The 19793-nt window shown below is 72.8% G+C and carries 16 protein-coding genes; 9 read left to right on the forward strand and 7 right to left on the reverse strand.

Features of this window, described 5'->3' with window-relative positions; translation table 11 throughout:
- Positions 1-90 precede the first annotated feature (90 nt).
- From ACFWDO_RS10365 to ACFWDO_RS10375, 3 genes are read left to right on the forward strand one after another with little or no spacing between them, the layout of a single operon-like run.
- Positions 91-2127, forward strand: a complete 2037-nt coding sequence (locus tag ACFWDO_RS10365; RefSeq protein WP_380321558.1) for an ABC1 kinase family protein — start codon at positions 91-93, stop codon at positions 2125-2127.
- Positions 2128-2172: 45 nt separating this feature from the next.
- Positions 2173-3582 (forward strand): cystathionine beta-synthase, encoded by a 1410-nt coding sequence (locus tag ACFWDO_RS10370; protein WP_380321561.1) that lies wholly within the window; start codon positions 2173-2175, stop codon positions 3580-3582.
- A 25-nt stretch (positions 3583-3607) separates the two neighbouring features.
- Entirely contained in the window at positions 3608-4843 is a 1236-nt protein-coding gene (locus ACFWDO_RS10375) for a cystathionine gamma-synthase (protein ID WP_380321564.1), read from the forward strand.
- 12 nt (positions 4844-4855) lie between these two features.
- Here ACFWDO_RS10375 and ACFWDO_RS10380 read toward each other — a convergent pair whose 3' ends face one another.
- The 3 genes from ACFWDO_RS10380 to ACFWDO_RS10390 all read right to left on the reverse strand — a co-directional run bounded on the left by ACFWDO_RS10380 (position 4856) and on the right by ACFWDO_RS10390 (position 7126).
- On the reverse strand, positions 4856-5737 hold the full coding sequence (locus ACFWDO_RS10380; protein ID WP_380321567.1) for a universal stress protein: 882 nt from the start codon (positions 5735-5737) through the stop codon (positions 4856-4858).
- Between the two features lie 113 nt (positions 5738-5850).
- Complete coding sequence (locus ACFWDO_RS10385) at positions 5851-6417, reverse strand: hypothetical protein (RefSeq protein WP_380321570.1); 567 nt, start codon at positions 6415-6417, stop codon at positions 5851-5853.
- Positions 6418-6430: 13 nt separating this feature from the next.
- Positions 6431-7126 carry a hypothetical protein gene (locus ACFWDO_RS10390; RefSeq protein WP_380321573.1) on the reverse strand — a complete coding sequence of 232 codons (696 nt, stop codon included), beginning with the start codon at positions 7124-7126 and terminating at the stop codon, positions 6431-6433.
- Positions 7127-7334: 208 nt separating this feature from the next.
- Between ACFWDO_RS10390 and ACFWDO_RS10395 the strand changes: the two genes are divergently transcribed.
- Positions 7335-9902 carry an ATP-dependent Clp protease ATP-binding subunit gene (locus ACFWDO_RS10395; protein WP_380321576.1) on the forward strand — a complete coding sequence of 856 codons (2568 nt, stop codon included), beginning with the start codon at positions 7335-7337 and terminating at the stop codon, positions 9900-9902.
- Between the two features lie 202 nt (positions 9903-10104).
- Here ACFWDO_RS10395 and ACFWDO_RS10400 read toward each other — a convergent pair whose 3' ends face one another.
- The 3 genes from ACFWDO_RS10400 to ACFWDO_RS10410 all read right to left on the reverse strand — a co-directional run bounded on the left by ACFWDO_RS10400 (position 10105) and on the right by ACFWDO_RS10410 (position 12688).
- The gene (locus ACFWDO_RS10400) at positions 10105-10785 is read right to left on the reverse strand and encodes an HAD hydrolase-like protein (protein WP_380321579.1); all 681 of its coding nucleotides are present in this window, start codon (positions 10783-10785) and stop codon (positions 10105-10107) included.
- Between the two features lie 62 nt (positions 10786-10847).
- Positions 10848-11852, reverse strand: a complete 1005-nt coding sequence (locus ACFWDO_RS10405; protein WP_380321582.1) for an NAD-dependent epimerase/dehydratase family protein — start codon at positions 11850-11852, stop codon at positions 10848-10850.
- Between the two features lie 89 nt (positions 11853-11941).
- Positions 11942-12688 carry an IclR family transcriptional regulator gene (locus ACFWDO_RS10410; RefSeq protein ID WP_380321585.1) on the reverse strand — a complete coding sequence of 249 codons (747 nt, stop codon included), beginning with the start codon at positions 12686-12688 and terminating at the stop codon, positions 11942-11944.
- Positions 12689-12772: 84 nt separating this feature from the next.
- On the opposite strand from ACFWDO_RS10410, the gene eda reads away from it, so the two are divergent.
- Together eda and ACFWDO_RS10420 are read left to right on the forward strand one after the other, a co-directional pair.
- Positions 12773-13426 (forward strand): bifunctional 4-hydroxy-2-oxoglutarate aldolase/2-dehydro-3-deoxy-phosphogluconate aldolase, encoded by a 654-nt coding sequence (eda, locus tag ACFWDO_RS10415; protein ID WP_380321588.1) that lies wholly within the window; start codon positions 12773-12775, stop codon positions 13424-13426.
- A 26-nt stretch (positions 13427-13452) separates the two neighbouring features.
- A complete protein-coding gene (locus ACFWDO_RS10420; protein WP_380321591.1) occupies positions 13453-14559 on the forward strand; it encodes a sugar kinase in 1107 nt (368 codons plus the stop codon).
- Between the two features lie 84 nt (positions 14560-14643).
- Here ACFWDO_RS10420 and ACFWDO_RS10425 read toward each other — a convergent pair whose 3' ends face one another.
- Positions 14644-15672, reverse strand: a complete 1029-nt coding sequence (locus tag ACFWDO_RS10425; protein ID WP_380321594.1) for a LacI family DNA-binding transcriptional regulator — start codon at positions 15670-15672, stop codon at positions 14644-14646.
- 370 nt (positions 15673-16042) lie between these two features.
- On the opposite strand from ACFWDO_RS10425, the gene ACFWDO_RS10430 reads away from it, so the two are divergent.
- The 3 genes from ACFWDO_RS10430 to ACFWDO_RS10440 all read left to right on the forward strand — a co-directional run bounded on the left by ACFWDO_RS10430 (position 16043) and on the right by ACFWDO_RS10440 (position 19758).
- Positions 16043-17059 carry an ABC transporter permease gene (locus ACFWDO_RS10430; RefSeq protein WP_380321597.1) on the forward strand — a complete coding sequence of 339 codons (1017 nt, stop codon included), beginning with the start codon at positions 16043-16045 and terminating at the stop codon, positions 17057-17059.
- Entirely contained in the window at positions 17053-17979 is a 927-nt protein-coding gene (locus ACFWDO_RS10435; protein ID WP_380321600.1) for a carbohydrate ABC transporter permease, read from the forward strand. Before ACFWDO_RS10430 ends, ACFWDO_RS10435 begins: the two co-directional genes overlap by 7 nt.
- Positions 17980-18090: 111 nt before the next feature.
- A complete protein-coding gene (locus ACFWDO_RS10440; RefSeq protein ID WP_380321603.1) occupies positions 18091-19758 on the forward strand; it encodes a sugar ABC transporter substrate-binding protein in 1668 nt (555 codons plus the stop codon).
- The last annotated feature ends 35 nt before the right edge of the window (positions 19759-19793 follow it).

Consider the following 19793-nt stretch of genomic DNA (forward strand, 5'->3'; position numbering starts at 1 on the left):
CACGTTCTGAGCGTGCAGAACGTGCGCAACCGCCTGTTCGGCACGACGGCGGAGGGTCGCGTCGGGAAGAGTGGGCGCCATGGAGCGGGCATGGACGCGGTAGGCGGGGTGGTCGGCGGGTTCTTCGCGTTCGTGTCGACGGTGGCGATGCTGGCGCTGCTGGCGTGGACGGCGCGGCGCGTGATGGGCGCGCCGGTGGGCTGGATCCGCGCGGCGCTGGTCTCGCTCGTCGCGATCACGGGGGCGTCCGCCGCGCTGACCGGCGGGCTGCGCGCCGCCGGGTGGTGGGACGACGACGGCGTGCTGGCCGTGGACCCGGGGGTCGCGTTCGTCGCGATCGTCGTCGTGTTCGCGTGGGCGTTCGTGTTGGGGCTGTGCGTGCTCCTCGTCCTGGAGCTGCTGGTGCCCACCGGCACGTTGCCCACGCCGTGGCGCGCGGTGCGGCGGCTGCGGCAGGGGCGCCGCGAGACGCGCCGGTACGCGCAGGTCGTGACGATCGCCGTGCGGCACGGGCTCGGGGGCGCCTTCCGTCGCACGCGCGGCGCCGACGGCGGGACGGCGTCGCGGTCGGACCTGCACCGGCTCGCGCTCGGGCTGCGCGACACCCTCACCGACGCGGGCGTCACCTTCGTGAAGTTCGGTCAGATGCTCTCCACCCGCCGCGACCTGCTGCCCGACGCGATCACCGAGACGCTCGCGACGCTGCAGAGCGACGTCCCGCCCGCGCCGTGGGAGCAGGTGGAACCGCTGGTGGAGGCTGGGCTCGGCCGGCCGGTGGCCGAGGTGTTCGCCGCGTTCGACCCCCAGCCGCTGGCTTCCGCGTCCGTCGGGCAGGTGCACGCCGCGCGGCTGCTCGACGGCCGCGAGGTCGTGGTCAAGGTGCAGCGTCCCGGCGCGCGCGAGCAGGTGGCCGTGGACCTCGCCATCCTGGGCCGCCTCGCGCGCCGCGTGGAACGGGACACGGCGTGGGGCCGCTCGCTCGGCGTCGTCGCGCTGGCCGACGGGTTCGCCGCCTCGCTGCGCGAGGAGCTGGACTACGCGGTCGAGGCGGAGAACACGCGGGCACTGCGCGCCGCGCTCGACGTCGTGACGCACGACGGTGCGTCGTCGGGCCCGCTGGTCGTGGTGCCGCAGGTGGTCGACGGGCCGTCGGGGGACACGCTGCTGGTCCTGGAGCGGCTCGACGGCGTCCCCGTGGGCCGGGCGCAGGACCTCCTGGCCGCGCTCGACGACGCGACCCGCACTGACCTCGCCGACCGGATGCTGCGGGCCGCGCTCGAACAGCTCCTGGTGGCCGGCACCTTTCACGCCGACCTGCACCCCGGCAACGTGCTCGTCACGGCCGACGGCGGCCTGGCGCTGCTCGACATGGGCTCGGTGGGCCGCCTCGGCGAGCCCGAGCGGATCGCCCTCGGCGCGCTGCTGCTCGCGATCGAGGGCGACGACGCCATCGCCGCGACCGACGCCCTGCTGGAGCTGCTCGACGCGCCCGCCGGGCTCGACGCGCGTCGGCTGGAGCGGGAGGTGGGGCAGCTGGTGCTGCGGTTCCGCGCGGGCGCCGGCGCCGGGGCCGTGTTCGCGGCGCTCGTGCGGCTGGTCACGTCGGCGGGCATCGCGGTGCCGCCGCAGGTCGCCGCGGCGTTCCGTACCTTCGCGTCGCTGGAGGGCACGCTCGACCTGCTGTGCCCCGGCTACGACCTCGTCGCCGCGGCCCGCGCCCAGGGTCAGCCGCTGCTCAACCGCCTGGTGACGCCGGCGACCGTGCGGCGCAAGGCCACCCAGCAGCTCCTCGGGTTCGCGCCCGAGCTGGAGCGCCTGCCCCGGCGCGTGACCGGCCTGCTGCGCGACCTCGAGGAGGGACGCTTCACCGTCACCGTCCGCGCGTTCTCCGACCCCGCCGACCGCGCGTTCCTGTCCGGGCTGGTGCAGCAGGTGATCATGACGCTCGTCGCCGTGGGCGCGGTGGTCGGCGCCGTCGTCCTGTTCGTCGCCGACGGGGGCCCGATGCTCGCGCCCGAGGTGTCGTGGTTCAGCGTGCTCGGCGCGGCGCTCGCGTTCGTCGGGACGGTGCTCGCGGTGCGGGTGCTGGTGTTCGCGTTCCGCGGCACGACGCGCGACCGCTGGTGAGCGCCCGCCGCTGGCGGCGCCGTCGGACGGGGGCATGATCGGGACATGAGATACGCGGAGCACATCTCCGAGCTCGTCGGGCACACCCCGCTCGTCCGGCTGACCCGTGTCACGGAGGGCCTGAGCGCGACGATCCTCGCTAAGGTCGAGTACGTGAACCCCGGCGGCTCGGTCAAGGACCGCATCGCGCTGAAGATGATCGAGGCGGCCGAGGCCTCGGGCGCGCTGCGGCCGGGCGGCACGATCGTCGAGCCGACGTCGGGCAACACGGGCGTGGGCCTCGCCCTCGTCGCGCAGCGCAAGGGCTACGACTGCGTGTTCGTCTGCCCGGACAAGGTGAGCGAGGACAAGCGGGACGTGCTGCGCGCCTACGGCGCGCGCGTCGTCGTGACGCCCACCGCCGTGCCGCCCGACCACCCCGACTCGTACTACTCGGTCTCCGACCGGCTGGTCGCGGAGATCCCCGGCGCGTGGAAGCCCGACCAGTACGCCAACCCGAACGGGCCCCGGTCGCACTACGAGTCCACCGGCCCCGAGGTGTGGGCGGACACGGACGGCCGCGTGACGCACTTCGTCGCGGGTGTCGGCACCGGCGGCACGATCACCGGCACGGGCCGCTACCTCAAGGAGGTCTCCGCGGACCGCGCGGCCGCCGACGGCGGGCGGGTGCGCGTCGTCGGCGCCGACCCCGCCGGGTCGGTCTACTCCGGCGGCGACGGGCGTCCGTACCTCGTCGAGGGCGTGGGGGAGGACTTCTGGCCCGCGGCCTACGACCCGCGGGTGCCGGACGAGGTCATCGCCGTGACCGACGCGGACTCGTTCGCCATGACCCGGCGGCTGGCCCGTGAGGAGGGCCTGCTGGTGGGCGGGTCGTGCGGGATGGCGGTCCAGGCGGCGCTGCGCCTCGCGCGGCGGCTCGAGGACGAGGACGCGGCCGCGGCGGCGCGCGCCGTGATCGTCGTGCTGCTGCCCGACGGGGGGCGCGGGTACCTCTCGAAGATCTTCTCCGACACGTGGATGCGCTCGTACGGCTTCCTGCCCGACGAGCAGGGCGTGACCGCCGGCGACATCCTGCGCGCGAAGGACGGCCGCCTGCCCGACCTCGTGCACACGCACCCGAGCGAGACGGTGCGCGACGCGATCGAGATCCTCCGCGAGTACGGCGTCTCGCAGATGCCCGTGGTCGGGGCCGAACCGCCGGTGAAGATCGGCGAGGTGGCGGGCGCGGTGAGCGAGCGCGCGCTGCTCGACGCCGTGTTCGCCGGCCGCGCGGGCCTCGCGGACCGCGTCGACGCGCACATGCAGCCGCGCTTCCCGCTCATCGGCGCCGGCGAGGGCGTCGAGGCCGTGCGCGCCGCGCTGCACGACGACGACGCGCTGCTGGTCGTCGAGGACGGCGACCCGGTCGGCGTCCTCACCCGGCACGACCTCCTCGGGTTCGTCGCGGGCCGGTGACCGCGCCCGTGCGTACGCTGGCCGGGTGACCACGACGAGCGAGCACGGCGGCGAGCACCCCGACTGGACCACGACGGGCTTCTCGACGCGCGCGATCCACGCCGGCCAGGACCCGGACCCGACCACCGGCGCCGTGGTGCCGCCCATCCACCAGGTCTCCACCTACAAGCAGGACGGCGTGGGCGGCCTGCGCGGCGGGTACGAGTACTCCCGGTCGGCCAACCCCACGCGGACCGCGCTCGAGGAAGCCCTCGCCGCGGCGGAGTCGGGCGGGCTCGACGTGCCCGCCCGCGGGTTCGCGTTCGCCTCGGGCCTGGCCGCCGAGGACACGCTGCTGCGCGCGGTGCTGCGCCCGGGGGACCACGTGGTGGTGCCCGACGACGCGTACGGCGGCACCTACCGGCTGGTCGCCCGGGTGTTCGGCCCGTGGGGGATCGAGCACACGCCGGTCGACCTCACCGACGTCGCCGCCGTCCGTGCCGCGGTGCGGCCCGAGACCCGGGTGCTGTGGGTCGAGACGCCCACCAACCCGCTCCTCGGCGTCAGCGACCTGGCGGCGCTCGCGGGCGTCGCGCGCGAGGCCGGTGCCCTCCTCGTCGTCGACAACACGTTCGCCACCCCGTACCTGCAGCAGCCGCTCGCGCTCGGCGCCGACGTCGTCGTGCACTCGACGACCAAGTACATCGGCGGGCACAGTGACGTCGTCGGGGGAGCGCTCGTCGTCGGGGCGGGCGCGGTGCTGCCGGGCGGCCTCGAGTCGCCCGCGGGGGGCACGGACGTCGCCGGCGCCGTCGGCTTCCACCAGAACTCCTCGGGCGCCGTCGCGGGCCCGTTCGACGCCTGGCTCACGCTGCGTGGGCTCAAGACGCTCGCCGTGCGCATGGACCGCCACCAGGCGAACGCGGCCGCGGTCGCGGACTTCCTCGCCGGGCACCCCGCGGTGGCCGCGGTGATCTACCCGGGCCTCGCGTCCCACCCGGGCCACGAGGTCGCCGCCCGTCAGATGCGCGGCTTCGGCGGCATGGTCTCGTTCCGGGCGGGCAGCGAGGCGAGGGCGCTCGACGTGTGCGCGCGGACGCGGGTCTTCACGCTCGCCGAGTCGCTCGGCGGCGTGGAGTCCCTCGTCGAGCACCCCGGCCGGATGACGCACGGCTCGGTCGCCGGGACGTCGCTCGAGGTCCCGGACGACCTGGTGCGCCTCTCGGTCGGGATCGAGGACGTGGAGGACCTGGTCGCGGACCTCGACCAGGCGCTCGCCTGACGGCGGCGGGCGTCAGCCGCGCACCACGGTGACGGGGCAGGGGCCGAAGTCGAGCACCTGGCGGCTGACGGAGCCGAGCAGCAGCCGGTCGAAGCCGCCGAGGCCGCGCGCCCCGACGACGAGCCGATCGGCGCCCTGGGCCGCGAGCACGAGCTGCTTGGCCGCCTGCCCGTGCGCGATGCGGCGCACGAGGCGCTCGGGCGGCAGCGTCGACCCGGCGGCGCGGACCGCCTCGGCGAGGGAGTCGGTGGCGAACTTCTCGTAGTCCTCGATGGGCGGCGCCCAACCCCAGGACCCGGGCAGCGGGGCCAGCGTGGTGATCTGCCAGGCGAAGATCGCCTCGACCGACGCGCCCGTGCGGCCCGCGACCTCGCACGCGTGCCGCAGCGCGGCCACGCTCGGGGCGGACGTGTCCACGCCGACGACGATGCGCGGCGCCTGGCCGTCCGCAGCGGCCGCGTCGTCGGGCTCGCCGTCCGGGTCGCCGTGGCGCACCACGGTGACGGGCACGCGGGCGTGCTCGACGACGGTCGTGGAGACCGAGCCCAGCACCGCGCGGCCCAGGCGGCCCCGGCGTCGCCGGCCGAGGACCAGCATGTCGGCGTCCTCGCCGAGCTCGAGCAGGGCGTCGGCCGCGGGCCCCGGGCGTGCGACGACGGAGCCGTCCACCTCCAGCCCGGTGCGGGCTCGGGCGGCGTCGAGCAGGCCCTGCGCCTCCTCGCGCGCCGGCGCGAGCGCCACCTCGTGCGCGGCGGCGCTGGCCCCCTTGCCCGCACCCGCGGTCACCATGACCACCGTCAGGGGCACGGCCGCCGACGCGGCCTCGCCCACCGCCCAGTCCAGGGCCTCGTCCGACTCGGCCGACCCGTTCACCCCGACCACGATGCCGCGCATCGGTCACCCCGACTCTCTCGTCGCGTGGCGCCGCCCGTCGCGGGACGACGCGCCCTGGTCTGCAGGATAGGTCGGGCCCCGCCCCGCGTCAGGGCGGGGCGGCGGGACATCGATCACGCGCCGGCGTCGTGATGCCGTCGTGGCGGGTCGTCCGGACCTGCGGGGGGCTCGGCGAGGGCCGCCGCGTACGCGCGCGGGTCGGCCCGCGTCTGCTCGGCGACCAGGACCGTCCCGGGAGCGAGCCGGCGCAGGTAGCCGGTCGCGATGGGCAGGACGAAGACCCTGCGCAGGGCCGTGGCGGCGTCGCCGGCGAGGGCCTCCGGCGGTGCCTCCCGGTGGCCGACCGCCTCGACCTCGGCGCGGGCGATCCGCTCGGCGTGCCCGCTCGCCCAGGCCGACACCACGTGCGGGTCGGGGACGTCGTCGGGCCGCGTCACCCACCACGGGTCGGGCCGCGGGCCGCCGCCGAGCGACGCGAGGGCCTCGGTCCATCGGACGTCCCACTCGGGCGCGAGGGCCTCGCGGGGCCGCGGTGTGCCGGGGAGGGCGGCCGGCTGACCGACCGCGGCCGGGACGTCGGGCGCGACGCCGAGCCGCCACAGCGCCCGCAGGTACAGCAGGTGCAGGAGCGGCTTGGGCACGTCGAGCGTCAGCGGCTCGGGCGGCGACCGGTGGCGCACGACGACGGCCCGCTCAGTCGCCCGCGGGCGGCGGGTCCTCGCTGCCGCGGCGGCGCCGCGGCTTCCCGGTCAGGAGGTCGTCCACCTGCTGCGTCACGACCTCCACCCGGTCGACCAGGTCCGCCGGGCCGGTGATCACGAGGGCGCGGTCGGCCGCCGCCACGTACACGGCGGTGGTGTCGCGGGCGGTGACGCGCACGCAGGCGGTGTCCTCGCCGTCGACGGCGAACGTGCCCTCGTCGAGGGGCGCCTCGTCCACCTCGGCGACGAGGGCGCGCATGGCGCTGCGGTAGTCCTGGAAGGAGTCGGCGAAGTCGGGCGTGCCGCCGGCGGTCCCGCCCTCGGCGCCCGAGGGGTCCGGCTCGACGGGCGCGGCGATGTCTGCGTGGAGCGGGGCGGCGAGGGCGCCGCTGCACGCGGCCCGCACGACGTCCTCGACGTCGTCGTCCGGCACGCGGGTGCGGAGCGTCTCGACCTCGAGCGCCTCCCCGGTGAAGGACCGGTAGGCGCGCACGAAGCGCTCGCACGTCGGGTCGTCGCTGTCGGCGAGGCCGGTGAGGGACTCGTCCTCCAGGTCGAGGCCCCAGGTGAGGGGGTCGCGGACCTCGCCCACGACCCCGGAGAACTGCGCCAGGCGGGCGTCGTCCCCGTTCCAGGGCCGCGGGCCCGTGCCTCCCGACGTCCCCGGCTGCTGCTCGATCTCGTCCATCGGTAACCCCCTGGTTGGCGACGACCGCCTTTCCCCGAGCGTGGACCGCTGCCCCCGCGGCTGGCAACGTGGCACGCCGTCACGCCCCTGGCGAACATGGGCTTACCGAGGGGCTTCGGCGAGTTGGGAGCGCATAGAGTCGTAGCGGTCAGGCTGTAGCCGTCATTCCGACGGGGTGCAGGTAACGCCGCTCGTGAGGGAGCAGCACATGTTCGAGAGATTCACCGACCGAGCCCGTCGGGTGGTCGTCCTTGCTCAGGAAGAGGCAAGGATGCTCAACCACAACTACATCGGTACCGAGCACATCCTGCTCGGTCTCATCCACGAGGGTGAGGGCGTCGCCGCGAAGGCCCTGGAGTCGCTGGGGATCTCGCTCGACGGCGTCCGCACCCAGGTCACCGAGATCATCGGCGAGGGCCAGCAGGCCCCGAGCGGGCACATCCCGTTCACGCCGCGCGCCAAGAAGGTGCTGGAGCTGTCGCTCCGCGAGGCGCTGCAGCTCGGCCACAACTACATCGGCACCGAGCACATCCTGCTCGGCCTCATCCGCGAGGGCGAGGGCGTCGCCGCGCAGGTGCTCACCAAGATGGGCGCCGACCTGAACAAGGTGCGCCAGCAGGTCATCCAGCTGCTGAGCGGCTACCAGGGCAAGGAGCCCGTGGCCGCCGGCGGTCCGCAGGAGGGGCAGCCGTCCGGCTCCGCCGTCCTCGACCAGTTCGGCCGCAACCTCACCCAGGCCGCGCGCGAGGGCAAGCTCGACCCGGTCATCGGCCGCTCGACGGAGATCGAGCGCGTCATGCAGGTGCTGAGCCGCCGCACCAAGAACAACCCCGTGCTGATCGGCGAGCCGGGCGTCGGCAAGACGGCCGTCGTCGAGGGCCTCGCCCAGGACATCGTGCGCGGCGACGTGCCCGAGACGCTGAAGGACAAGCAGCTCTACACGCTCGACCTCGGTGCCCTGGTCGCGGGCTCCCGCTACCGCGGTGACTTCGAGGAGCGCCTGAAGAAGGTGCTCAAGGAGATCCGCACCCGCGGCGACATCATCCTGTTCATCGACGAGATCCACACGCTCGTCGGGGCGGGCGCCGCCGAGGGCGCGATCGACGCGGCGAGCATCCTCAAGCCGATGCTGGCCCGCGGCGAGCTGCAGACCATCGGCGCGACCACGCTCGACGAGTACCGCAAGTACGTCGAGAAGGACCCGGCCCTGGAGCGCCGCTTCCAGCCGATCCAGGTCAACGAGCCGTCTCTCGAGCACGCCATCGAGATCCTCAAGGGCCTGCGCGACCGCTACGAGGCGCACCACCGCGTGTCCATCACGGACTCCGCGCTGGTCTCCGCCGCGCAGCTCGCCGACCGGTACATCAACGACCGGTACCTGCCGGACAAGGCGATCGACCTGATCGACGAGGCCGGCGCGCGCCTGCGGATCCGTCGCATGACGGCGCCGCCGGAGCTCAAGGCCCTCGACGAGCAGATCGCCGAGGCGCGCCGCGACAAGGAGTCGGCGATCGACGAGCAGGACTTCGAGAAGGCCGCCGGGCTGCGGGACAAGGAGAAGCAGCTCACCGCCCAGCGCGCCGACAAGGAGAAGGCCTGGAAGTCGGGCGACCTCGACTCCGTCGCGGAGGTCGACGACGAGCTCATCGCCGAGGTGCTGGCGATGTCGACCGGCATCCCGGTCGTCAAGCTCACCGAGGAGGAGTCCTCCAAGCTCCTGCACATGGAGGACGAGCTGCACAAGCGCGTCATCGGCCAGGACACCGCCATCAAGGCCCTGTCCCAGGCGATCCGTCGCACGCGTGCCGGCCTCAAGGACCCGAAGCGTCCCGGTGGCTCGTTCATCTTCGCCGGCCCCACGGGCGTCGGGAAGACGGAGCTGGCCAAGGCGCTCGCCGAGTTCCTCTTCGGGGACGAGGACGCGCTGATCCAGCTCGACATGTCCGAGTTCTCGGAGAAGCACACCGTGTCGCGGCTGTTCGGCTCGCCCCCCGGGTACGTCGGCTACGACGAGGGCGGCCAGCTGACGGAGAAGGTGCGTCGCAAGCCGTTCTCGGTGGTCCTGTTCGACGAGGTCGAGAAGGCCCACGCGGACATCTTCAACTCGCTGCTGCAGGTGCTCGAGGACGGTCGCCTGACCGACTCGCAGGGCCGGGTGGTCGACTTCAAGAACACCGTGATCATCATGACCACGAACCTCGGCACGCGGGACATCGCCAAGGGCGTGCAGACCGGCTTCAACGCCGGCGGCGACCTGGTGACCTCCTACGAGCGCATGAAGGCGAAGGTCAACGAGGAGCTCAAGCAGCACTTCCGGCCGGAGTTCCTCAACCGCGTCGACGACGTGGTGGTCTTCCCGCAGCTCTCGCAGGACGAGATCATCGAGATCGTCGACCTGGAGATCGCCAAGCTCAACAAGCGGATGCGCGACCGGGACATGGGCATCGAGCTCACCCCCGCCGCGAAGACGCTGCTGGCGGAGAAGGGCTACGACCCGGTGCTCGGCGCCCGTCCACTGAAGCGGGCCATCCAGCGGGAGATCGAGGACACCCTGTCCGAGAAGATCCTGTTCGGCGAGCTCAAGGCCGGCGACCTCGTGCTGGTCGACGGCGAGGGCGAGGGCATCCTCGGGGAGTTCACGTTCCGCGGGGTCCCGAAGGGCGAGCACGAGCGCGGGCCGGTCTCGGTCGGCGCGACGGCGGCGCTCGACGCCCCCACCGGCGTCTCGGTGCACGACCTGCCGCCGACGGGCCAGATGCAGGCCGGCGCGGAGTGACGCGCTGACCCGCAAGGCCTGACGGCTGACGACGAGGGCCCCGGATCCACCAGGATCCGGGGCCCTTCGTCGTACCCGGCTCCCGACCTGTCAGGGCCAGGTGCACCTCTACCTGCGCGTGGCCCTGACAACTCGTCGGGGGGCGGGACTTGTCACGGCCAGGACCACGAAGACGTTCGCGTGGCCCGGACAGGTCGCGGGGTCAGCGCAGGCGGGAGAGGACGGCGTCCGCCAGGTCGGCGACGTCGTCGACCAGCACGGCGGCGCCGGCGTGCTCCAGCTCGCCGGGCGCGGCGTAGCCCCAGGTGACGCCGAGGCAGCGGATGCCGTGCTCGGCGGCGCCGTGGACGTCGTGCTCGCGGTCGCCGACCATGAGGACCGGTCCGTCGGCCGGGTCCACGGGGGAGGTGCGGCCCAGCGCGGCGAGCGACTTGGCGATGACGTCCGCCTTGGTCGACGTGCCCTCGTCGAGCGGCGCGCCGAAGACGCCGTCCACCAGCTCCGTGAGCCCGAAGCGGTCGCAGATGGGCTTGGCGTAGACCTCGGGCTTGGAGGTCGCGACGGCCAGCGTGCACCCCGCCGCCCGCAGCGCGCGCAGCACCTCGGGGATGCCGTCGAACACCCGGTTGTCGTACATGCCGCCCGCCGCGAAGACGTCCCGGTACGCGCGCACGGCCTCGTCGACCCGGTCGACGGGGACGCCGTGCTCGGGGAACGACGCGGTGATCGGCGGGCCGACGAACGAGCGCAGCGTGGCGTCGTCCGGCACCGGCAGCCCGAGGGCGCCGTACGCGTGCCGGATGCCCGCGACGATGCCGGGCGCGGAGTCGGTGAGCGTGCCGTCGAGGTCGAGCAGGACGAGCGGGGCGGGGGAGCGGGTCACCCCGGCAGGGTACGTGGGCGCGTCCGCCGCCCGCCCGGGGCGGCCGGGCGTCGGACGAGGTGTCAGACCGAGCGCGCGTGGGCGACGAGCCGGTCGAACGCGGCGTCCAGGGCGTCGTCGACGCGCCGGGCCTCCGGGTGGGCGTCCAGCCACGCGACCTGCTCGACCGCGGCCTGGTCGTACGTGATCGTCGTGCCGAACTCAGGGACCAGGGCCTGCACCTTGGCGCAGTCGAAGAGCATCGTGTGCGCCTTGTCGCCAAGGAGTCCGGGCCCGGCGTCGGGCAGCACGCGTGCGATCGTCTCGGACGCGACGTGCACCAGCTCCGGCTCGGGGGCGCCGGCGGCCGCGGCGAGCCAGCGGTACACCTGGTCCCACGTGGGGGCGTGCGTCCCCATGATCTGGAACGTGTCGCCGATCGCGCCCGGGTGCCCCAGCAGGCCCACGAAGCCGACGGCGAAGTCCTCCGTGTGCGTCAACGTCCACAGCGAGGTGCCGTCGCCGTGCACGACGACGGGGCGGCCCTCGCGCATCCGCGCGACGTCGGTCCAACCGCCCAGGGTGGGCAGCCCCGTGCGGTCGTAGGTGTGCGACGGGCGCACGATCGTCGCGGGGAAGCCGTGGTCGCGCGATGCGCGCACGAGCACGTCCTCGCACGCGATCTTGTCGCGCGAGTACTGCCAGAACGGGTTGCGCAGGGGCGTGGACTCCGTGACCGGGAGCCGCTCGGGCGGCGTCTGGTACGCCGAGGCCGAGGAGATGAAGACGTACTGCCCGGTGCGCCCGGCGAAGCGCTCGACGTCGTGCGCCACGTGGCCCGCCCCGAACGCCAGGAACTGCGCGACGACGTCGAAGTCGCGGCCCGCGGGCGCGGCGTCGACGGCGTCGTCGTCGTGCACGTCCGCGACGAGGGTCTCGACCTCCGGCGGCAGCGGCCGCGCGGTGGACGTGCCGCGGTTGAGGACCGTGACCCGGTGGCCCAGGCGGACGGCGCGGGCGACGCTCGCGGCGCTGATCACGCCGGAGCCGCCGATGAACAGGATGTCGCGAGGAGTGCGCAGGCTCATGGCGCCATCGTGCCCGAGTTTCGCGCCCGCGCGCCGCGCCGTCGCCGTCGGACCGGTGACCGTTCCGGGCGGGGATCCGTCACCGGGTACTACGTGGACGGGACCGTGAGGCCCGTCGGGAGGACGGACGGCAGGAGCTCCCGCAGCGCGGCGACCCGCGCGTCGCGGGCGGGCCCGGTCATGCGCTCGACGGGCGCGGTGATGCTGACCGCCGCCACGGGGCGCCCGCCGCGCAGGAGGGCGACGGCGACGCACGCGATGCCGGGCTCGTTCTCCTCGGTCTCGGTGGCGTAGCCGCGGGCCCGGGCGTCGTCGAGGGCGGAGCGCAGGCGGGCGGCCGGCTCCCGGTCGGTGGCGAACCGCTCGACGTCGGCGGCGGCCGCCGGGGTGGCAGCGAGCAACGCCCGCCCGAGGGCGCTGGTCGCGGCCGGGATGCGCCGACCGACGGCGGACCACACGCGCAGCGGGCGCTGCGGCTCCACCTTGTCGAGGTAGACCACCTCCTGGCCGGCGAGGGTGCCCAGGTGCACGAGCTCGTCGACCTCGTCGCGCAGCGCCTCGAGCGCCGGTCGCAGCAGGCCGGGCAGGTTGTCCTCGGCGAGGTATGCCGCGCCGAGGGACAGGACCGCCGGGCCCAGCGTGTACGCGCCGTCGGGGCCCTGGTCGGCGTACCCGCGGTGCCGCAGGGCGGCCAGGGTGCGGTGCAGCGTCGACTTGTTGGCGCCGACCTCGGCGGCGAGGTCGGCCAGGGTCGCGCCGCCGGCGCCCGCGCGTGCGAGCGCGTCGAGGGTGAGCAGCGCCTTGTCGACGCTGCCGAGCGGGCTGGGGGCGGTCATGGGTGTCCTTCCGCGGTGGGGGCCGATCCGTTATGGTGTTCCGTAGTGAACAACGTCCGTTCACCATAACGAAACGGAGCCAGGATGTCTTCCCCCACGACCCCGGCCGGCGACGTCGTCGCCGCGCTCGGCGCCCACCGCCTCGTGCCCGTCGTCGTGGTCGACGGCGCCGACGAGGGCGCCCGCCTCGCCGACGCGCTCGTCGCCGGCGGCCTCCCCGTCGCCGAGATCACCCTGCGCACCGCGGGCGGCATCGACGCCATCCGCGCCGTCGCGCGCACCCAGCCCGATGTCGTCGTCGGCGCGGGCACCGTGACCACCGTCGACCAGGTCGACGCCGTCGTCGACGCCGGGGCGCGCTACATCGTGTCGCCCGGGCTGTCGGCGGCCGTCGTGCGCCGCGCCCAGGAGCACGGCGTGCCCGTGCTGCCCGGCGTCGCCACGCCCAGCGAGATCATGGCCGCGCTCGACCTCGGCATCGACGTGGTCAAGCTGTTCCCCGCGTCCGTCGTGGGCGGGCCTGCCGCGATCAAGGCGTTCTCCGCGCCGTTCCCCGGCCTGCGCTTCGTGCCGACGGGCGGCGTGAGCGCCGCCAACCTCGGCGAGTACCTCGGCCTCGCCCCCGTGCTCGCCGTCGGCGGGTCCTGGATGGTCGAGAAGGCGCTCGTCGCCGCCGGCGACTGGGCCGAGATCACCCGCCGCACCGCCGAGGCCGTCGCCCTCGCGCAGCCGGCGTGAGCCCCCAGACCCCGCAAGGAGACCTGATGTCGAACCCGTCCCTGACCACCCGCCCCGCGGCCGAGTGCCGCTACGACGTCGTCGCCCTCGGCGAGGTCATGCTGCGCCTCGACCCGGGCGACCGGCGCGTGCGCACCACCCGCTCGTTCGACGTCTGGGAGGGCGGCGGCGAGTACAACGTGGCCCGTGGCCTGCGCCGCGCGTTCGGGCTGCGCGGCGCCATCGTCACGGCGCTCGCGGACAACGAGGTGGGCCGCCTCGTCGAGGACTTCATGCTCACCGGCGGCCTCGACACCTCCTGGGTGCAGTGGCGGGACTACGACGGCATCGGCCGCAGCGTGCGCAACGGCCTCAACTTCACGGAGCGCGGCTTCGGCGTGCGCGGCGCGGTCGGCGTGAGCGACCGCGGCAACACCGCCGTCTCGCAGATGAAGCCCGAGGACGTGGACTGGGACGCGCTGTTCGGCTCCGGCGTGCGCTGGCTGCACACCGGCGGCATCTTCGCGGCGCTGTCCGAGTCGGCCGCCGACGTCGCCGAGGCCGCGATGACCGCGGCGAAGAAGCACGGCACGATCGTGTCCTACGACCTCAACTTCCGCCCGTCCCTGTGGAAGGGCATCGGCGGGGTCGAGCGCGCCCGCGAGGTCAACCGCCGTCTGGCGCACCACGTCGACGTGATGATCGGCAACGAGGAGGACTTCACCGCCTCCCTCGGCTTCGAGGTCGAGGGCGTGGACGAGAACCTCACCGACCTCGACACCGGCGCCTTCCGCACCATGATCGGCACGGCCGCCGAGGCGTACCCGACCTTCCAGGTCATCGCCACGACGCTGCGCGGCGTGAAGTCCGCCTCGGTGAACGACTGGGGCGCCATCGCCTGGTCGCGCGCCGAGGGCTTCGTCGAGGCCACGCACCGCGCGGACCTGGAGATCTTCGACCGCGTGGGCGGCGGCGACTCCTTCGCCTCCGGCCTGGCCTACGGGCTCATGGAGCTCGGCTCCCTGCAGGAGGCCGTGGAGTACGGCGCCGCGCACGGCGCCCTCGCCATGACGACGCCCGGCGACACGACCACGGCCACCCTCGCCGAGGTCGCCAAGCTCGCCGGCGGCGGCAGCGCGCGCGTCCAGCGCTGACCGCGAGGTAGTTCCCGCCCCCGCGAGGTAGTTCCGATCTGCGCGAGGTAGTCCCAGATCCGGACTACCTCGCGGAGATCCCGACTACCTCGGCGGGGGAGCGGTGGACTCGCGGACGACGAGGGAGGTGGCGAGGTTGACGCGGCGCACCTCGGGATCGCCACCCGCGGCGAGCTCCAGCACCATGCGCGTCGCGACGGAAGCCATCTCGGCGAGCGGCTGGTGCACCGTGGTGAGCGACGGCGTCGTCCACTCGGAGAGCGGTAGGTCGTCGTAGCCGACGATCGACAGGTCGCGAGGCACCGACAGGCCGCGTTCCTGCGCCGCCCGCAGGAGGCCGATCGCCTGCATGTCCGACCCGGCGAAGATCGCGGTGGGCCGGTCCGGCGCGTCGAGCAGCTCGCACCCGGCGCGGTAGCCGGCGGCCACCTCGAAGTTCCCCGACCGCACGATCGTGTCGTCGTAGGGGACGCCCGCCTCCTCGAGCGCGCTGCGGTAGCCGCCGATCCTTGCCCGGCTGCACAGCATGTCGTCGGGGCCGCCGATGGCGCCGATGCGGCGATGCCCGAGCTCGAGGAGATGGCGGGTGGCCGCGAGGCCGCCCTGCCAGTTGTCCGAGCCCACGCTGGGGACGTCGGGCGGCGGCTCGCCGTCGGTGTCGATGACGACGAACGGGATCGCGCGGGTGCTGAGCCGGCGTCGCTGAGTGGGTGTCAGCTGGGCGGCCACGAGCAGGACGCCGACCGGCGGCCGGGCCAGCGTGACGTCGAGCCATGCCTGCGGCGGTCGGTGCCCGCCGTCGAGCTCGGAGAGGATGACCGAGGTCTGGGCCCGTGCCGCGGCCCTCTCGACGCCGCGGATGATCTCCGTGGACCACGCCGAACCCAGGCGGTGGAAGACCAGGTCGACGAGGCCCGTGCCCTCCGTGGGGGTCGCGGCCTTGCGTCGGCGGTACCCGTGCCGGCGCAGTGACTCCTCCACCCGGGACCGGGTGGCGGGCGAGACGTCCGCGCGGCCGTTGAGCACCTTGGACACGGTCGGCACGGACACGCCGACGTCGTCGGCGATCTGCGCGATGGTCGGGGCGTCGTCGCGGGGGGTGGAGCTGCTCATCGTCCGTCCTGGGGGCATGTGCCTCGGCGTGGCAAAGCCGAAACTTTCGTGGAGTGATCCTAGCCTGCGCACGGCGGCTTCCGACCCGCCGGGGCCGGGGTCTCGCCGACGAAGTCGGCCCGCAGCCTGGACCCGCAACCCGCGGTGAAAACCCCTGACATCGCTGGCTTTCTGCCGCGACCGGCGCGACCCCGGGCGGCCGTTTCATCGTTGTCATCAAACCGTGACCCCGAGGATGCTTGACCCGCGCCACGATGTCGCCCTACTGTCTGGCGCCAGATGGAGAACGTTTTCGACGACGAAACTATCGGGCGGCCCGCAACGAGGTGGGCTCCCTCGGCGCACGACGACGTGACGACAGGAGGACCTCATGGCGCAGGACCTAGGGGCGGTGGTGACAGCGCCACCGCCGACCGGTCGCCCGGCGGAGGAGCCGCCACCGGCGGCGGGGCCGGCCCGTCGGCCGGTCGGCGGACGGGCCCCGCGGACCAGCTGGGCGCAGGCACTCCGCAAGGACTGGCGGCTCTACACCTTCGTGGCGGTGCCGCTGGTGTGGTTCCTGCTGTTCAAGTACGTGCCGATGGTCGGGAACGTCATCGCGTTCCGCCGGTTCCGCCCCGGCGGCAACCCGCTCGGTGACGAGTGGGTCGGCTTCTACTACTTCGACATGTTCATCCACAACCAGCAGTTCTGGCAGGTGTTCTGGAACACCGTCATCCTCGGCGGGATCACGCTGCTGGTGACCTTTCCCCTGCCGATCGTGCTGGCGCTGATGCTCAACGAGCTGCGGTCGCGCCGGTTCAAGAAGGTCGTCCAGACGATCTCGTACCTCCCGCACTTCATGTCGATCGTCATCGTCGCCGGACTGGTGCTCCAGCTCACGTCCGTGAGCGGCACCGTGAACCAGATCGTCCAGGCCTTCGGCGGGGACGCGATCGCGTTCATGCAGGAGCCGGACTGGTTCCGCTCGATCTACGTCAGCTCGGAGGTCTGGCAGACCGTCGGCTGGGGCACGATCCTCTACCTCGCCGCCCTCACGACCGTCGACGACCAGCTCTACGAGGCCGCACGCATCGACGGTGCGAACCGGTGGCAGCAGACCTGGCACATCACCCTGCCGGGGATCCGCCCCACGATGATGGTGCTGCTCATCCTCAACATCGGCTCCTTCATGGCGGTCGGGTTCGAGAAGGTCCTCCTGCTCCAGAACCCGCTGATCTACTCCACGGCCGACGTCATCTCGACGTACCTCTACCGCGTCGGCATCCAGTCCGCGCAGTTCTCCTACGCCACGGCGATCGGCCTCTTCGAGGCCGTCATCGGCCTCGCCCTCGTCCTCTCCGCGAACTATGCGTCGCGCCGTCTGGTGGGAGCCTCGCTGTGGTGACCGACACGACCGTCCCCGACATCTCGGCGGTCCGCGCCCAACCGACCACCGTCAAGGACTCGACCGGTTACCGGACCTTCCGCGTCACGAACGTCGTCGCCCTGGTGATCGTCTGCGCGGTGATGCTGTACCCGTTCGTCAATCTCGTGGCGAAGGCGTTCTCGTCGGAGGGATACATCGCCGCGGGCGAGGTGAACCTCGTCCCGCGCGGGTTCAACCTCGAGACGTTCAAGGTCGTCATGGACGACGCGATGTTCTGGACCAACTACATGAACACGGTCGTCTACACCGTGCTGGGCACGGTCATCTCGATGGCGCTCACGACGCCGTACGCCTACGCGCTGAGCCGGCAGAACCTCAAGGGCCGGAACTTCTTCATCGGCGTCGCCGTGTTCACGATGTTCTTCAGCGGCGGCCTGATCCCGAACTACATCCTGGTCTCGGACGTGCTGGGCATGCGCAACAGCATGTGGGCGATCGTCCTGCCGGGCGCGATCTCCGTGTTCAACCTGCTGGTGATGAAGTCGTTCTTCGAGAACTTCCCGGCCGAGCTCGAGGAGGCCGCGGCGATCGACGGCCTCACGACCTACGGGATCTTCGGCCGGATCGTGCTGCCGCTGTCCAAGGCGGTGCTCGCGACGATGACCCTGTTCTACGCCGTGAGCCTGTGGAACTCGTGGTTCAGCGCCTTCCTGTACCTGGACCAGAAGGAGCTCTTCCCGGTCACGGTCTACCTCCGCAACCTCATCGCCGCGGCGTCGAACCCGGCGGCGGGGATCGCGGGCGCGGACACGGTGCAGATCGGCGCCAACATCCAGTCGGTGACGATGCTGCTCACCGTGCTGCCGATCGTCTGCTTCTACCCCTTCATCCAGAGGTACTTCGTCTCCGGCGTGATGCTCGGCTCCGTCAAGGGCTGAGCCGCGCCGCGTGTGTCGGCGGGCCCCGACGACTCCCCGACGACCCCTTTCTCTGCCTCACCTTCGTACTCATCCCGTAGAGCGACGACGCTCGTCACCCGAGGAGAATCCATGAAGAGCACCCGCACGCGCGCGGCCCTGGCGGCCGTGACGCTGACCGCGCTGACCCTGGGCCTCGCCGCCTGCGGCAGCAGCGGCGACGACGACTCCGGCGACGGCGGGTCCGGCGGCGCCGCGTCCATCGACGCCGACCACTCCGTCGGCGCGATGGACGACTTCGCCGTGGGCACCGACTTCAAGGCGACCGAGCCGGTGAAGTTCTCCCTCATGTACCGCGACATGCCCGACTACCCGGTCAAGAACGACTGGTCGGTGTTCCAGCACCTCGATGCCGACCGCAACGTCACCTTCGAGCGCACGGACATCCCGCTGGCCGACTGGGACCAGAAGAAGTCGTTGCTGATCGGCTCCGGCGAGGCCTCCGACCTCATGCCGGTCACGTACCCCGGCCAGGAGACGCAGTTCGTCTCGGGCGGCGCGATCCTGCCGGTGTCCGACTACCTCGACTACATGCCGAACTTCACGGACAAGATCGAGAAGTGGGGCCTCCAGGAGGACCTCGACAACCTGCGGCAGGACGACGGCAAGTTCTACCTGCTGCCCGGGCTGCGGGAGAAGCCCGACGTGCAGTACTCCATCATGATCAACGACGACATGTGGAAGAAGGCGGGGATCACCGAGGACCCGAAGTCCTGGGACGAGTTCGGCGACGACCTCGCCAAGGTCAAGGCAGCCAACCCGGACGTCAAGTACGCGTTCTCCGACCGCTGGAACGAGAACCCGAACCCGCTGGGCTCCCTGCTGAACGTCATGGCCCCCAACTACGACACCGCCGCGGGGTGGGGCTACAACAACGCGCACTACGACGAGAGCGCCGGCACGTTCGAGCTCACCGGCACGACCGACGCGTACAAGCAGCTCCTGGAGACGGTGCACGGCTGGGTGGCCGACGGCTCGATGGACCCGGAGATCACGCAGTCCGACGACCAGGCCAAGCAGAAGTTCGTCACCGGCAAGTCCGCCGCGGTCTCCGCCAACACGCAGGAGCTCACCTCGTACCGGACGGCGATCGAGGACGCCGGCAAGAAGATCAACACCCGCCTGCTCACCATCCCCGGCGGCCCCGCCGGCAACAACCTGCCGTCGGGCCGGTTCACCTCGGGCGTGATGATCTCCTCCGACGCGGCCGACAAGCCGTACTTCAAGGCGCTGCTGCAGTACGTCGACTGGCAGTACTTCTCCGACCAGGGCATCGAGTTCGCCCTGTTCGGCGTCGAGGGGGAGACGTACTCCGCGGGCTCCGACGGCACCCCGGTGCTGAACGACGACATCACCTGGGGCCCGATGAACCCGGGCGCGAAGACGTTCCTGAACAAGGACTTCGGTTACAGCAACGGTGTGTTCCTGCTGGCCAACGGCTCCTCGCAGCAGTACATCCAGGCCATGATGCCGGACGAGATCAAGGACTGGACCAACGCGGTGCTCGACTCCAAGACGATGCTCCCGGTGGCGCCCGCGGCGCGGCTCGACGAGATGGAGCTGGAGCAGAACACGCTGCTGGACACCCAGATCAAGGACGCCGTGGCCGCGGCGAGCGCCGAGTTCATCACCGGCAAGAAGTCGCTGGACGACTGGGACGCCTACGTCGCCCAGATCGAGGGCCTGGGCTCCCAGCAGTACATCGACACGATCAACACCGCCCTGAAGCGCCAGGGCTGACCCGGCGGCGTCGCCGCCGGTGCTCCCGCGCCGGC

The sequence above is a fragment of the Isoptericola sp. NPDC060185 genome, from assembly GCF_042728595.1.
Taxonomy (GTDB): Bacteria; Actinomycetota; Actinomycetes; order Actinomycetales; family Cellulomonadaceae; genus Isoptericola.

Bases quoted from the DNA above. Each gene is read 5' to 3' on its own strand.
- eda (WP_380321588.1), top strand. From the start codon at position 12,773: ATGTCTTCCCCCACGACCCCGGCCGGCGACGTCGTCGCCGCGCTCGGC.
- ACFWDO_RS10380 (WP_380321567.1), bottom strand. From the start codon at position 5,737: ATGCGCGGCATCGTGGTCGGGGTGAACGGGTCGGCCGAGTCGGACGAG.
- ACFWDO_RS10420 (WP_380321591.1), top strand. From the start codon at position 13,453: ATGTCGAACCCGTCCCTGACCACCCGCCCCGCGGCCGAGTGCCGCTAC.
- ACFWDO_RS10425 (WP_380321594.1), bottom strand. From the start codon at position 15,672: ATGAGCAGCTCCACCCCCCGCGACGACGCCCCGACCATCGCGCAGATC.
- ACFWDO_RS10370 (WP_380321561.1), top strand. From the start codon at position 2,173: ATGAGATACGCGGAGCACATCTCCGAGCTCGTCGGGCACACCCCGCTC.
- ACFWDO_RS10395 (WP_380321576.1), top strand. From the start codon at position 7,335: ATGTTCGAGAGATTCACCGACCGAGCCCGTCGGGTGGTCGTCCTTGCT.
- ACFWDO_RS10430 (WP_380321597.1), top strand. From the start codon at position 16,043: ATGGCGCAGGACCTAGGGGCGGTGGTGACAGCGCCACCGCCGACCGGT.
- ACFWDO_RS10405 (WP_380321582.1), bottom strand. From the start codon at position 11,852: ATGAGCCTGCGCACTCCTCGCGACATCCTGTTCATCGGCGGCTCCGGC.
- ACFWDO_RS10365 (WP_380321558.1), top strand. From the start codon at position 91: ATGGACGCGGTAGGCGGGGTGGTCGGCGGGTTCTTCGCGTTCGTGTCG.
- ACFWDO_RS10440 (WP_380321603.1), top strand. From the start codon at position 18,091: ATGAAGAGCACCCGCACGCGCGCGGCCCTGGCGGCCGTGACGCTGACC.
- ACFWDO_RS10410 (WP_380321585.1), bottom strand. From the start codon at position 12,688: ATGACCGCCCCCAGCCCGCTCGGCAGCGTCGACAAGGCGCTGCTCACC.
- ACFWDO_RS10390 (WP_380321573.1), bottom strand. From the start codon at position 7,126: ATGGACGAGATCGAGCAGCAGCCGGGGACGTCGGGAGGCACGGGCCCG.